Source organism: Flavobacterium sp. 9 (assembly GCF_002754195.1).
GTDB lineage: Bacteria > Bacteroidota > Bacteroidia > Flavobacteriales > Flavobacteriaceae > Flavobacterium.
In genome coordinates this window covers 1404334-1419235 of sequence record NZ_PEEU01000001.1, presented here as the reverse complement: position 1 = coordinate 1419235, position 14902 = coordinate 1404334, and the positions used below count along the sequence as shown (strand labels likewise).

The window sequence follows — 14902 nt, the reverse complement described above, 5'->3', positions numbered from 1 at the left end:
ATCCATATTAGGATGGGTATTTCGAGGTTGAAACCTTGGAGTATGTTTTAGTTTATCATATAAATAAATGACGTAAAATGAACTTAAATCACTTATATGGTTTAATGTGACAAAAAAATGTTGACTTACGTTGTGTTAGATGCACTGCTGTGCATCTCTACATATCACTTATATGGTTCAAAAATCACGCAACAAAGCACAAAAAAAGCATGACGTTTAAGTCATGCTTATTTGGTTATTATATTTGGTTTGCGGATTAACGAATTTCGTCAAAAGTATTTCCTTGTTTGATATCGCCGGTTTTGAAACCTTTTTTGAACCAGTACATTCTTTGCTCAGATGTTCCGTGTGTGAAGGAATCCGGAACAACATGACCTTGCATTTTGCTTTGAATTGCATCATCTCCAACGGCATTTGCAGCGCTCAAAGCTTCGTCAATATCACCAGGATCGAGATTTTTTTCATTGTAATGCGCCCATACTCCGGCGTAAAAATCAGCTTGTAGTTCTAATGCAACCGAAAGTTTATTAGCTTCGGCTTCACTTTTTCCTTCTTGTTCCTGACGCATCTTAGCTGAGGTTCCTAATAAGGTTTGTATGTGATGGCCAATTTCGTGCGCAATAACGTACGCAATTGCAAAGTCACCACCTTTGGCACCAAATTTAGTTTTTAGTTCCTCAAAGAAGGCCAAATCCATATATACTTTTTGATCTCCCGGACAGTAAAATGGTCCTGACGCAGATGATGCTCCGCCACAAGCAGTATTTACAGAGCCTCTAAAAAGCACTAATTTTGGATTTTTGTATGTTAGTCCGTTTTTGGCAAATATTTTGCCCCAGATGTCTTCATTATCGGCTAAATTAACTCTGACAAATTGCCCCATTTCTTCATCTTCCTTGCTTAACGGAGCTGCAGTTTCAGTTGTTTGTTGTTGTCCGCCTTGTATTTGTTCCAGAGCAGATCCTATAGTTTGTCCGGTTTCACCACCAAAAACATTTAGCAGCAAAATTACTATTCCAATAATACCGCCGCCAACGGCTACTTTTCCGCCAGAAATTGATCTTCTGTCTTCTACATTATCGCTTTGTCTTCTGCCTTGCCATTTCATAGTATATTGTATTTAAAATAATTGTAGGGTAAACCTCTACGAATTTATATTTTTTTTTGGAATTAGAGACTAATCGATCTCATTTACTTTTAATTATTTTAGCCATTTTGTCAAAGCATCTTCCACGGTTCCTTTCATTATTGGCTTCGAAATGTAATCGTTCATTCCGGCTGAGATACATTTGTTGCGTTCTTCTTTTTCGGCTCCGGCAGTAACGGCAATTATAGGTATATCTCTTCCGCGGCTTGTATTTCTAATTGCTTTTGTGGTTTCGTAGCCATTCATTATTGGCATTTGAATATCCATAAAGACCATATTTGGATTAATGTTTTCGAATTGTTGTACGGCTTCATATCCGTTTTCGCATTCATAAATAAAAGCATTATTGTATAAATTTTTAATGATAGTTTTTAACAGCATCATATTTACCTTATTGTCTTCTACAATCAAAAAGGTTATTGATTTATCCCTTAATTCATTAATACAATCCGTTTTTGAATTTATTTTCTTTAGTTCGTCATTGTATTTTTCATTAATGCTTTGATTGCTTGTTTTTAGATTTAAATCAAAATAAAAATTACTTCCAATATCTATTTTACTTTCCAGTTGTAATCGGCTTTCCATTAGAGCCAATAATTGGTTCGAAATAGTCAATCCTAAACCGGTTCCTCCAAATTTTCTCGTTGTAGAACTATCTTCTTGTGAAAATGCCTTGAAAATTTTCTTTTGATTCTTTTCTAAAATTCCAATTCCTGTATCAATTACAGAGAACCGAATGACGCAATTGTTGCTTTTGAATTTTTCCAGAACCGAAACATTTAGCTTTATAGAACCTTCATTGGTGAATTTTACTGCATTCGAAAGTAAATTGATCAGGATTTGTTTTATACGCACAATATCTGTCCAAATGTATTTAGGAACATCCGGATCTACATTGAGTTCTAATTGAAGATTTTTTTGATTTGACTCATAAACAATCAAATCAAAAACCTGACCGAGCACTTTTTTAATATCGTACAAATCAATGAAAAGCTCCAGTTTTCCGGCTTCAATTTTAGAAAAATCAAGAATATCATTGATGATTTCCAATAATGAATGTGCCGATTGATTAATCGTAGTCATGTATTTTTCCTGAATTTCTTCAAGGTCGGTTTTCATCAATAAATGTGTAAAACCAATAATACCATTTAGCGGAGTTCTGATTTCGTGCGACATATTGGCCAGAAAATCAGATTTGGATTTATTGGCAGCTTCCGCTAATTGCTTGGCTTTTATCGCGTCTTCGGTTTCTTTTTTGTTGGTAATATCAAAATAGATTCCGCCCACAAATTCAATTTCGTCACCTTTTTTGATTACATCGCCAAATTCTTCCACCCAAATATATTCACCTGTTTTTCGCTGAATTCGGTATACATTATGAAGAGGCGTTCCGCTTTGCAAATTATCAATCTGGCTATTAATTACTTCCTCTTTATCATCCGGATGAATTAGGGATAAAAAGGATAAATTGTTCTCAATAAACTCTGATTTTGAATAACCTGTTAAATTCAAAATTTCATCGTTAAGGAATATTTTAGTCGAAAAAGCATCAAATTTGGATAAATAAACGGTTCCTGGAATGTTATTGGCTATTAATTTGAATTTTTCTTCACTTTCTAGAATTTTGTTTTCATTCCGATTTCGCTCTAAAGCAGAGGAGATATTATTGGCAAGAACCTGAAAAATATAAATCTCTTCTTCAGACCATTTTTTCTCATTCGTACAATCATCAAAACCTATAAATCCGGTAAAAATATCGTTGATATAAAGAGGTAAAATCAAAATTGATTTGATTTCATTATCGATCAAAAGCTGCTTAAAAAACGTGTCGTCAAGCTTTCGCGTAAGCGTGTTAAGAATTTTTTTGCTTTGAGCGACGTTGTAAATTTCTTTTAAATTATCTTCTGTAAGCTGTCTTAATGGAGTGATTTGATGTGTAACTCCGCTTTTTGACCATTTATATTTCTGACTTACAGTATTGGTTGTAAAGTCTCTTTCGTAATAATACATATGATCTACTTTGGCGGCTTTTCCAATTAAATCATAAGTTTCCTGAAACATTTCCTGAGTCGTTTTACTTAGCAAAAATTTTTCTGTACATAGAGAAAGTGCAGATAACAATTGACTTTTGAATTCTAATTTACGCTCAGCTTCTAAACGCATTTGCGATGAAATAGCCAGCGAAATTACATCAGAAATTGTTCGGGCATAATTAATGTCCTCGTTGTCCCATTCTCTTTGTTCTTCGGTACTTTCAAAACAAACAACACCAGCAAGTTGTCCGCTTAAAAATACAGGAACATCAAGCATCGATTTGATGTGATTCTTGGTGAAATAGAGTTTTTGAAATTCAGAAGTTTCAAGCTTATTAAAAACATCCGGAGCATTAATAATCGCTTTGTTTTTTAAGGTTTCAAAATAAATTGGATACGATTCTTTATCTAATATGTTTTTGTCGCTTAAATTTTGATTATCAACACTAAATAAGTTTTTGCAAGTAATTAAGTCTTTGTAATATTTCCAGAAACTTACTCGGTTTGTTTTGCTTACCGTTGCCGCTTCCTTAACGATATAATCAATAACGGTGTTTAAATTATCGTATTTACTAAAGTCTGTTGTCGATAGTTTTTTTGTAGAATTATTGTAGGCTTCAATTTTTTCGAGACGTCTTTTTTTCTCGTTTTCTATATTTCTAATCTCAGTGATATCTCTGGCTATTCCGGCAAAACCAACAGTTTCGCCAAGATCATTTTTGCGAACAATAATCTTTTGAGAAATCCATACTTCTAATCCGTTTTTCTTTATAACCGGAAATTCTATCGTGGGAAAATTATTTTCGTTGATAACCAGATTTTCATAAAAATCTACAGCGCCTCTAATGTAATTTTCGTGAATGAAATTTGAGTAATGTTTCGATATAATTTCATTTTCAGAATAGCCTAAAATTGAAAATCCAAATTCATTGATAAAAGTAAAATGTCCGTTGGCGTCAATTTCGAAAATAATGTCAGTCGCGGTTTGAATTAAATTTTTGTATTGATCCTGAACATTAATTTGTTCCGTAACATCCTGACCAATACTTATAATTAAGTTGTCTGAGAATTTTTTATCTTTCCATTGAATGTATTTAAATTCGCCATTTTTACTTTTTAATTTTCGAATATAAAGTTTGTTTTCTTGATAATGTATAGGAAAATTGTTTTGGATAAATCCTTCGTCTTTTGTGAGTTTCCAGAAGTTAAAACCCATTACTTCGTCTGGTAAATAACCTAAAATAGAGCTTACCGTTTCGCTGCAAAATAGTATCGAGCCTTTTTGATTTGTGGCAATTGTCAATGAATTACCCTTGTGAACAATTTCGTTTGCAAACCTAAAATTATCGCGATTGTTTAATAAAACAGCATATTTTACCTGATTGATAATGAAAATCAGAATGCAGAAATTAATTAATAATACAGAAGATTTTATCGGAATTAAATGAAAAACTACTGTCGTAAGAAGAAAAACAAAAACCAGAGCAACGAAAAACCAGTAGGTTTTTATTGGTTTTAGAATATTATAAGAAAAGAAAAAGGAGATTAAAAATACAATAACCGGAACAACATCATTTCCAAGTCGAACAATATTGTAGCAAACATAGGTGATATATATAAAGAAACAGAAGATGAAAATTTGCTGAATTCTATCTCGAAGCCATTTGACTTTGTCTGTTATTAAATAAATAAGGAGAACTGTAAAACCAATGGAAACGTTTACGATAAGTAAACTCTTTGGTCTGATTTTGAAGATTTCGTTAATAATTTCGATTACAATAACTGCAATTCCAAAGAATAAAATATACAATTGATATTCTTTGCTTGCTGTTTCGGCTTCTTTCTTTTTTTCGATAAAATAACCAATTCTGGCTTTTATTCTAAAAAACTGATAAACCAATAATGCCAGAAACCCAAAAAGGGATAATCCTAAGATGATGAGTTTCGGATTGTTGTAAAAAATTATGTCAGAGTTGTAAACATACCAATTTGTTATAATTGATTTCAGGACATTACCAAGTAAGGCAATTCCTGAAATCAATGAATTGAAGAAACTACAGTTAACTACCATAGAATTCGGGGTATGTTGGTTTAGTAAAATAACAATTTTGAAAGTTCTAAAAAGAGTAGGTTAAGCCCTTTTTTTACTTAGAAATTTCGGTTTTATTCTAAATCTGATTGTCCAATTGAGTCAATTACATCTATCTGTTCTTCTTCAGTAAAAATCGAGTAATAAGTTGCGTATGTTACAGAAGTATTAAAGACAATAGTAAAAAGTACTCCAATACAACATCCGAAAATACCGACTACAGAGCCAATTATACCTGTGATAAATAATGCAAAAATTAATAATGGATTTTTAGTTACTACAATTATACTTCCTTTTATGGCGTCTACAGCATTTAAATTTCCAAAAACTACTAGCGGAATTGCTATAAAAGTGAAAAAGGATATAAAAATTGAAATTGCATTTCCTAAAAGTATAATTCCAAAGCTCTCGATAACAGCCGAAATAGCATTGCTTACTAATCCTATGATTAAAGCCATGATAAATAACTGAGCAAAATATGGTGCTTTGTAATACGTAAACATAGTTGAAACATTAAATTCTTCATCTTTATCTGCGGAATCTGCCATTTTAAGAAATCCAGCTCCAAAAGGAGCCAGTAAAGCCGCAAATAGAGAAACTGCACCAATAGAAAGTAGCTGCTCCAGATAAGAAAGTTTGTGATTTTCTAAATTCAGAATAAAATCTTTACTAATTGCTGCAACACCATAAAAGGTAACGGCTAATCCCATGGCAAGGACTGCCATAATAACTGAAAAAATCAATATAATAAGCCCGGAATAAAGTGCTATTTTTTTGTAGTTCTCGAAAGCGTAATTAAAAGTGGAACCAAAATCTATGGTATATCCATTTTTTTTGATGTCTTCAATTTGGTCAAGTGTAGATTTCATTATAAGTAAAATTGTTTTATATTCTTGTAATTTAAGCTATTTAATCTGACGTAAATATAATATTTTTAATCAATTCCGTATGATAATCTACAAAACATTACGAAATCGTTTTTTTATACTTACACCCAGTCTAATAGACGCTTAATTGAAGCCAATTTGTCTTTGTAAGGTGCATATCGCATTGGTAAATCTAGCCAGTTTCCTTTTTTTACGATCGCTTTATGATGAGAGAAGATGTCAAAACTTAATTGACCGTGATAAGCGCCAATGCCGCTATGACCAACACCGCCAAAAGGCAATCTTTTGTTCGAAAAATGAACAACGGTATCGTTAATGCATCCGCCACCGAAGGAATAAGTGGTAATTAGTTTTTTTGCAAAAGATTTATTCTCGCTAAAAACATAGAAAGCAAGCGGTTTTTCATATCGGCTGATTACATTTTGAAGATCAGCTTCGGTTTCGTAAGTCAGAATTGGTAAAATTGGACCAAATATCTCTTCTTGCATAACCGGACTGTCAAGTGCGGGTTCTTCGATTAATGTTGGAGAAATATAAAGTTTGTCCGCATCTGTTTCGCCTCCAAAAACTACTTTCTCTTTTTCGATCATACTGTCTAAACGAACCCAGTTTTTGGTATTGATAATACGAGCGAAATCTGGAGATTTTTCCATTTTTTTGCCATAAGCTTTTATGATTTCTTCCATCAAAAACGAAAGGAAATTGACTTTCATGTTTTTCTGAATCAAAATATAATCAGGCGCAATACAGGTTTGTCCGGCATTTATGAATTTTCCCCAGACAATACGTTTTGCGGCTAATTTCAAATTTGCCGTTTCATCAATAATACAAGGATTTTTCCCGCCTAATTCTAATGTAATCGGAGTCAGATTTTCGGCTGCAGCTTTTGCGATGATTTTTCCAACAGAAACACTTCCGGTAAAGAATATATAATCCCAGCGTTTTGCCAGTAATTTATTTGAAACTTCAACGCCGCCTTCAAAAACTTCGACGTGATTGACGTGAAATGTTTTTTGGATAATTTTTGCAATTATTTCTGAGGTATGTGGCGTAAGTTCTGATGGTTTTAAAACCACTCTGTTTCCTGCAGCAACGGCAGAAATCAAAGGACATAATGCCAATTGAAAAGGATAATTCCAGGGCGCAATAACCAAAACGTTTCCGTAAGGTTCTTTAAAAATATAATCTGTAGAAGGGAAATTAAGAAGAGAAGGCAAAATACGTTTTGGTTTTGCCCAATTGTGAATGTTTTTGATTGTGTCTTTTAGTTCGGAAATAACATAATTCGTTTCCGTTAAAACCGCTTCAAATTCTGGTTTTTTAAAATCATCGTATAAAGCTTTTACAATTAAATCTTCGCTTTTTTGAATGTTATACAACAATTTTTTGAGCGTTTCTTTTCTGTATCCGATGTCGTTTTTATAGTCCATTTTTATGATTCACTTGATTTTTGTCTATGCAAGTTAATCGATAAAAATTAAAAAATTAACAATTGTATCATAAAAATCATATCGCATTCCAAATTGTTTCATCTGGAGTAGGAGCAACGATTGTAATGTTTTCTTTAGAAACCGGATGCACAAAAACTAACTTTCTGGCATGAAGATGGATTCCTCCATCAGGATTGCTTCGGTCAAAACCATATTTTAAATCTCCTTTAATTGGAGATCCAATTGCAGCCAATTGAGCTCTAATTTGGTGATGACGACCTGTATGTAAATTAATTTCTAATGCCACATAATTTTGAAGTTCTTTGAAAACAGTATAATCCAAACTGGCAATTTTACTATCAGGAACTTCTTTTAAATGTGCTTTTGAAGTATTGTTTTTCTCATTTCTCTTGAGATAATGAACCAATTTAGCCTTTGTTTCCTGAGGTTTATTTTTAACAACTGCCCAATACGTTTTTTGAGTTTCACGATTGCTGAACATTTCGTTCATGCGTGTTAATGCTTTACTGGTTCTGGCAAAAACAACAATTCCGGTTGTAGGTCTGTCTAAACGATGAATCACACCCAGAAAAACATCGCCAGGTTTATTGTATTTGTCTTTAATGTATTCTTTTACAACATCAGATAATGGTTTATCTCCGGTTTTATCACCTTGTACAATATCGCCTACGCGTTTGTTAACCACAATAATGTGATTGTCTTCGTGCAATACCTGAAGATTGTTTTTATCTGAAATTATTTTCATTTTAAACGTGTGTGGGAATTTTAGATATGTGATTTTAGATTGAGAATTGTAGTGCTTAAATCTCTCGCAAAGACGCAAAGGCGCAAAGTTTAAATTTGATTCTTTGTGACTTTGCGTCTTTGCGAGAAATAATTATAATAGCTTATTTAGTAGAATTAAGAAATCTTAGTGTCTTAGCGACTTAGAGTCTCAGAACCTTAAAAAACTAATATTGTTCCCCAGAATTCGGGAAATCACGAGATTTCACATCCGCTGCATATTGACCAATTGCTTTTGTCATTTCTTCGTATAAGTTTAAATAACGACGTAAGAAACGCGGACTGAATTCATTATTCATTCCTAACATATCGTGAATAACCAAAACTTGTCCGTCAACGCCACCTCCGGCACCAATTCCAATAACCGGAATCGAAATACTTTTAGCAACTTGTTCAGCAAGATGAGCAGGGATTTTTTCTAAAACAACTGCAAAACAACCTACTTTTTCTAGTAATTTGGCGTCTTCGATTAATTTTTCGGCTTCCTGATCTTCTTTTGCACGAACGCTGTAAGTACCAAATTTATAGATAGATTGCGGAGTTAAACCCAAATGCCCCATAACTGGAATTCCTGCGTTTAATATTTTTTTGATTGATTCTTTAATTTCTTTTCCTCCTTCAAGTTTCACAGCGTGACCGCCACTTTCTTTCATGATTCTAATTGCAGAACGCAAAGCTTCTTTTGGATCAGATTGGTAACTTCCAAAAGGTAAATCTACCACAACTAAGGCTCTTTCGACAGCGCGAACTACAGAAGAAGCGTGATAAATCATTTGATCTAAAGTAATTGGCAACGTCGTTTCGTGACCCGCCATAACATTTGATGCTGAATCTCCCACCAAAATCACATCGATTCCTGCGGTATCAACAATTTTTGCCATTGTATAATCGTAAGCTGTTAACATAGAGATTTTTTCTCCGTTACTTTTCATTTCGATTAATGACTTTGTTGTGATTCTTTTATAATCTTTTTTTGCTACTGACATTTTGTTTTTTTTTGAAGGTGTAAAAGTATTGAATAATTATAGATTGAAATCAGCATTCGATAAATATTTCAACAGAAAATAGCTTTCCATCTTCAAATTCAAGGATGAACTGAATGCTTTTCATTTTAATGATAGAATAATAATGGGATGATTTTTTTGCCACAGATTAAAGGATTTAAAAAGATTTCTGTTACTGAATCTGTGTTAATCATTTTAATCTGTGGCTAATAATTATTTTAACAATCCGCCATGTTTACAGCAATTGCCAATCCGCCTTCAGAGGTTTCTTTGTATTTAGAATTCATGTCTTTTGCCGTTTGCCACATTGTATTAATTACTTTGTCCAAAGGTACTTTTGCATTTTTAGAATCAGTTTCAAGCGCTAATTCGGCAGCATTTATTGCTTTTATTGCGCCCATTGTATTTCTTTCGATACACGGAATCTGAACCAAACCACCAATTGGATCACAAGTTAAACCAAGGTGATGTTCCATTGCGATTTCGGCAGCCATTAAAACCTGAGCAGGAGTTCCACCCATTAATTCGCAAAGTGCTGCGGCAGCCATTGATGACGAAACACCAATTTCGGCCTGACAACCGCCCATTGCAGCAGAAATTGTAGATCCTTTTTTGAAAATACTTCCTATTTCTCCGGCAACCATCAGGAATTGTTTGATTTCTTTTTCGCCTGCATTATGGTTTTCGATTACCAAATAATACATTAAAACGGCAGGAATTACACCAGCGCTTCCGTTTGTAGGTGCCGTAACAACACGACCCAAAGAAGCGTTTACTTCATTCACGGCAAGTGCAAAACAGCTTACCCATTTTAGAATCTGGCGAAATTTTACTTCGGTTTTTCTAATTTCTTCCAGCCACGTTTGCGGGTTCGAATAGTTTGATAAACCTATAAGATTTTGGTGCATATCAAAAGCTCTTCTGCGAACGTTTAATCCGCCGGGAAGAATTCCTCCGGTATGACAACCAATGTACATACATTCTAACATCGTGTTCCAGATACGCATTAATTCTGAGTGAATTTCGACTTCCGGACGCATCGATTTCTCGTTTTCATAAACAATTTCTGAGATCGATTTGTTTTCTGAAATCGTATAATTTAAAAGCTCAACAGCATTTTGAATCGGGAATGGGAAAGCACATTTTATTTCCTCTTTGATTTTGGCATTTGTGCGTTCTTCTTTCACAACAAAACCTCCACCAATCGAATAAAAAGTTGACTCATATTCAGAATCATCTTCTTTATAAGCTGTAAATTTTAGTCCATTTGCATGAAAGGGAAGAAACTCTTTATTGAAGACAATATCCTGAAGAAAGTAAAACGGAACTTTGAATTCGTTAGCCAGAATAATTTCGTTTGTATCTTCGATCGTTTTGATAATTCCGGCGATATTATCAACAGGAATATATTCGGGATCTTGCCCGCTTAAACCCAACATAACCGATAAATCAGTTGCGTGACCTTTTCCCGTTAAAGAAAGTGATCCGTACAAATCGACTTTTACTCGTTTAATCTGGTCTAAAATTGACTCGTCTTTCAGCTCTTCCAAAAAACGTTCTGCGGCTCTCCAAGGCCCTAAAGTATGTGAACTTGAGGGACCAACACCAATTTTAAGCATATCAAAAACAGAGATACATTCTTCCATTGCGTAATTTTTATTAAGACAAAGATAATTGAATAATGCAAAGATGATTTACTTTGAATTAGAAATCTTGCGATTTTGTTAAAATAAATATTAAATTTTATCAATTTGGTAATGAAACAAATTTTATTGCTTAATATGAGGTTTTCGTGAAAAGTTCGCAATTTTTTTAGGTATTTTTGTAGAGAAGCAATCACTAAAGAATCCGATTTGATTTAAAATAAATCGGTACATAATAACTTCTGAAATATCATTTTAATTTGAACTTTCTTTCGCGAAAAATTAAAATACCACAAAGAAGATAAAATTATAATATGATAGAATTTTTCAAGCATTTCATACACGAATTCGAATTACCGCTTACTAACCCAGTATTGATTTTTTCGTTAATACTTTTTATTATACTCTTGTCCCCAATTTTACTTAAAAAAATTAATATTCCGGGAATTATCGGGCTTATTATTTCGGGTGTAATCATTGGACCTCACGGATTAAATATCCTGGCAAAAAATTCTGCCGTCGATTTATTTTCGACAATTGGACTTCTCTATATTATGTTTATTGCTGGACTTGAACTCGATATGAATGAGTTTAAAGCCAATCGAAATAAGAGTTTATTATTCGGATTTTTTACTTTCATTTTTCCGCTTTCGATAGGATTTCCGGTTTGTTTTTATTTACTGAATTACGATTTTAATGCCAGTTTTTTGACCGCAAGTATGTTCGCAACACATACTTTGGTAGCGTATCCAATTGTAAGTAAACTAGGAATTGCAAAAAATCAGGCAGTTGCCATAACTGTTGGAGGAACGATTTTAACGGATACAGCGGTTTTGATTATTTTGGCGATTATTATGGGAAGCAGTCAGGGAAATCTAAATCAGGCATTCTGGATAAAACTAACTGTTTCATTAGCAATATTCTCAGCGATTATGTTTTTTGTTATTCCGAGGATTGCAAAATGGTTCTTTAAGAAATTAGAAAGTGAGAAACACGCCCATTACATATTTGTACTTTCTGTAGTTTTCTTCGCCGCGTTTTTGGCCGAAGTAGCAGGAGTAGAGCCTATTATTGGAGCGTTTGTTGCCGGTTTGGCATTGAATCCATTAATTCCGCATTCGTCAGCATTGATGAATAGAATCGAGTTTATAGGAAACGCATTGTTTATTCCGTTTTTCCTGATTTCTGTGGGAATGTTGGTTGATATAAGCGTGATTCTTAGCGGACCAACGGCTTTAATTGTTGCCGGAACTTTGAGTGTTGTGGCTATTTTTGGAAAATGGATCGCAGCATTTTTCACCCAAATTGTTTTTAAATACACAAAGACAGAAAGACAACTTATTTTTGGATTAAGTAGTGCACACGCGGCGGCAACTCTGGCAGTTATTTTGGTTGGATTTAAAGCAAAAATTCTGGATGAAAACATCTTAAACGGAACCATCATTTTAATTCTGATTACTTGTATTGTAGCTTCTTTTGCTACAGAAAAAGCGGCTAAAAAGATTGCCATTTGCGAAGAAGAAATTTCGCATGAAGAAGCAAACAGTGATGAAATATTAGACGAACATATTTTAATTCCGTTGGCAAAAACTTCGGCTACAGCCAGTTTATTAGATTTTGCCCTTTTGATAAAAGATAAAAAATCAGCCAATCCGGTTACTTTATTAACGATTGTTCCTAATAACGATCAGGCCGAAAAAAATATATTAAAGTATCGAAAAGCCGTTGATAAATTTGTAATTCAAGGTTCAGCATCAGAAGTGAAAATTAATACGATTGCCAGAATTGACCACAATCCTGCAAGCGGAATTGCAAGAACTTCAAAAGAAATCATGTCAGATATTGTGATCGTTGGCTGGCCAAGAAAAACAGGTTTCTTAGATAAAATATTTGGTGAAAATGTTGATTCAATTATCAATAATGTAGACAAAAGTTTATTTATCTGTAGGTTTCAAAAAACATTTATCGAAGAGAAAAGATTGGTTTTCATTTGTCCTCCTTTTTCAGAAAGAGGCGTTGGATTCCATCTTTTGTTGCAGAAAATTTGCCGATTATCACAAGAATTAAGTATTCCGATTGTGATTTACGCCGAGTATAAAACACATCAAGCGATTCAACAAATCGCGACTAAGTTAAAATTGAATGCGAAGTTGGGCTTTAAAAGCATTTTAGATTGGGATAATTTTGAATCCATTTCAGATGAAATAAAACCAACAGATTTGATTGTCTTCAATTTATCCAGAAAAGGTTCGGTTTCCTATCATTCTATATTTGATAAATTGCCTCAGAAATTCGAAAGATCTTTCAACGATAACAACCTGATTTTGGTTTATGCTCAAGAAGATCGCAAAGAAACTTCGATGGATGCTTACGAAGATTTTACGGCAACACCATTGACAAAAGGTCTTGAAGCGATTGAGCAAATTGGTCGGGGTCTAGGCAATATTTTGAAGAAAAGCTAGTTTTAAGAGATAATTCTTACAATTTAAATAAAATGACACTGAGGTTTTCCCTAATTACATTCCTGTTTTTGACTTTTACAATAACAGCACAAAACAAAATGAAAAGCGTTGAAGAACTTATAGACAAAAAAGATCCGGGTTGGGTAATTGTTGAAGACTGGATTAAAACGGCAAAAAACAAAGTTGAGGTTTTGCCCGTTGACGCTTCAAAAGCCAAAGAAACATTATATAATACTCAAGTTACAACACGTTCGTCATTGGGAGCGGTTATTTTTATGACTGGCGGAATTTTGGTTGATGATGGCTGGATTAGAATTCTGGGTTCGGGAAATTCAAAATTTAATCGTACACTTTCAGATTGGAATAAAGGAAAAACGTTTAAAGAGTTTGGTGAAACACCTTCTTTTGTATTAATTGCTGATGATGCAATTGGTGGTTTTTACCTTTTAAACGGAGGCGGATTAGGAACTGATTTAGGGAAGGTTTATTATTTTTCTCCGGATAATCTGGAATACGAACCACTTGATATTACGTATTCTGAATTTTTAGGATTTTGTTTTAGCAATGATTTGGATAAATTCTATGAAGGCAACAGATGGAATGGTTGGCGACAAGAAGTTTCGAAATTAAAAGGTGATGAGGTTTTTAATTTTTACCCTTTTCTATGGACCGCTGAAGGAAGCGATATTAGTAAAAATTCAAGAAAAATAATTCCGGTTCAGGAACAATACAGTTTAAATATTGATCTACGAAAACAACTTGGTTTTGAGCAATAGAATTTGGTTTTGAGATTGCATAAATTGGTAGAGATTTAGAAAATATTATTAGAAACAGAATCGTTTTCATGAAGAAAGTTAAAGCTGTAAAAGAGACCCCTGAACCAAAAAAAGAATGGAAATGGGAAGTTTTTTATTTCGTTGTTCTTATAATTGGTCTTATTTTGGGATTTTTTGAAATAATCATTTTTAGAAAAACATTAATTAATGTATATATTCCAATTTCAATTGTAGTAGTAACCGGATTTATTGGCTTTTATTTTAGTAGAGAACATTTAAAAAAAGTATATTCAACATCTGGTAATTTTATTCTACTAGTACAGAATTTTGGTTCTTGGGGTTTTATTTCTTGCTATTTATTTATGGCTGCAAATTACTATTTCGCAAATCCAGTTGTTAAAAATTATGAAGCAAAAATAATAGAGAAAAGTTCTATGCCGGGACCAAAAGGAAGTCGAAGCGAAAGACAACCTTTGGTTAGATTTAAATATTTTGATTTTGAGAAAGAACTTGTCTTTAAATTTAAAGATACAGAGAAAGTTAGTTCAGCCAATAGTGTCAAAATTAATATCAAAAAAGGCGCACTTGGTTTTGAGGTTTTAGAAAGTTACGATGTATTCTAGAGTT

The 14902-nt window shown here is 33.3% G+C and carries 10 protein-coding genes; 3 read left to right on the top strand and 7 right to left on the bottom strand.

Features of this window, described 5'->3' with window-relative positions:
* Positions 1-256: 256 nt before the first annotated feature.
* The 7 genes from CLU81_RS05115 to CLU81_RS05085 form a co-directional block, all read right to left on the bottom strand.
* Positions 257-1108, bottom strand: coding sequence for a neutral zinc metallopeptidase (locus tag CLU81_RS05115; RefSeq protein ID WP_099708846.1), 852 nt, complete (start codon positions 1106-1108; stop codon positions 257-259).
* Positions 1109-1201: 93 nt separating this feature from the next.
* A complete protein-coding gene (locus CLU81_RS05110; protein ID WP_099708845.1) occupies positions 1202-5251 on the bottom strand; it encodes a PAS domain S-box protein in 4050 nt (1349 codons plus the stop codon).
* A gap of 92 nt (positions 5252-5343) precedes the next feature.
* Positions 5344-6138 (bottom strand): hypothetical protein, encoded by a 795-nt coding sequence (locus tag CLU81_RS05105; RefSeq protein ID WP_099708844.1) that lies wholly within the window; start codon positions 6136-6138, stop codon positions 5344-5346.
* A gap of 119 nt (positions 6139-6257) precedes the next feature.
* On the bottom strand, positions 6258-7586 hold the full coding sequence (locus CLU81_RS05100; RefSeq protein ID WP_099708843.1) for an aldehyde dehydrogenase: 1329 nt from the start codon (positions 7584-7586) through the stop codon (positions 6258-6260).
* Positions 7587-7662: 76 nt separating this feature from the next.
* Positions 7663-8352 (bottom strand): RluA family pseudouridine synthase, encoded by a 690-nt coding sequence (locus CLU81_RS05095; protein WP_099708842.1) that lies wholly within the window; start codon positions 8350-8352, stop codon positions 7663-7665.
* A gap of 205 nt (positions 8353-8557) precedes the next feature.
* A complete protein-coding gene (gene panB / locus CLU81_RS05090; protein ID WP_099708841.1) occupies positions 8558-9376 on the bottom strand; it encodes a 3-methyl-2-oxobutanoate hydroxymethyltransferase in 819 nt (272 codons plus the stop codon).
* 236 nt (positions 9377-9612) lie between these two features.
* Positions 9613-11040: an L-serine ammonia-lyase gene (locus CLU81_RS05085; protein WP_099708840.1), complete on the bottom strand. Its 1428-nt coding sequence runs from the start codon at positions 11038-11040 to the stop codon at positions 9613-9615.
* Between the two features lie 311 nt (positions 11041-11351).
* Between CLU81_RS05085 and CLU81_RS05080 the strand changes: the two genes are divergently transcribed.
* From CLU81_RS05080 to CLU81_RS05070, 3 genes are all read left to right on the top strand, one after another.
* Complete coding sequence (locus tag CLU81_RS05080; RefSeq protein ID WP_099708839.1) at positions 11352-13499, top strand: cation:proton antiporter; 2148 nt, start codon at positions 11352-11354, stop codon at positions 13497-13499.
* Positions 13500-13531: 32 nt separating this feature from the next.
* Positions 13532-14275: a DUF2625 domain-containing protein gene (locus tag CLU81_RS05075; protein WP_099708838.1), complete on the top strand. Its 744-nt coding sequence runs from the start codon at positions 13532-13534 to the stop codon at positions 14273-14275.
* A gap of 68 nt (positions 14276-14343) precedes the next feature.
* Positions 14344-14898, top strand: a complete 555-nt coding sequence (locus CLU81_RS05070) for a hypothetical protein (protein ID WP_099708837.1) — start codon at positions 14344-14346, stop codon at positions 14896-14898.
* The last annotated feature ends 4 nt before the right edge of the window (positions 14899-14902 follow it).

Excerpts from the sequence above, each read along its gene's own strand:
- CLU81_RS05115 (WP_099708846.1), bottom strand. The coding sequence starts at position 1,108 with ATGAAATGGCAAGGCAGAAGACAAAGCGATAATGTAGAAGACAGAAGA.
- CLU81_RS05110 (WP_099708845.1), bottom strand. The coding sequence starts at position 5,251 with ATGGTAGTTAACTGTAGTTTCTTCAATTCATTGATTTCAGGAATTGCC.
- CLU81_RS05105 (WP_099708844.1), bottom strand. The coding sequence starts at position 6,138 with ATGAAATCTACACTTGACCAAATTGAAGACATCAAAAAAAATGGATAT.
- CLU81_RS05100 (WP_099708843.1), bottom strand. The coding sequence starts at position 7,586 with ATGGACTATAAAAACGACATCGGATACAGAAAAGAAACGCTCAAAAAA.
- CLU81_RS05095 (WP_099708842.1), bottom strand. The coding sequence starts at position 8,352 with ATGAAAATAATTTCAGATAAAAACAATCTTCAGGTATTGCACGAAGAC.
- panB (WP_099708841.1), bottom strand. The coding sequence starts at position 9,376 with ATGTCAGTAGCAAAAAAAGATTATAAAAGAATCACAACAAAGTCATTA.
- CLU81_RS05085 (WP_099708840.1), bottom strand. The coding sequence starts at position 11,040 with ATGGAAGAATGTATCTCTGTTTTTGATATGCTTAAAATTGGTGTTGGT.
- CLU81_RS05080 (WP_099708839.1), top strand. The coding sequence starts at position 11,352 with ATGATAGAATTTTTCAAGCATTTCATACACGAATTCGAATTACCGCTT.
- CLU81_RS05075 (WP_099708838.1), top strand. The coding sequence starts at position 13,532 with ATGACACTGAGGTTTTCCCTAATTACATTCCTGTTTTTGACTTTTACA.
- CLU81_RS05070 (WP_099708837.1), top strand. The coding sequence starts at position 14,344 with ATGAAGAAAGTTAAAGCTGTAAAAGAGACCCCTGAACCAAAAAAAGAA.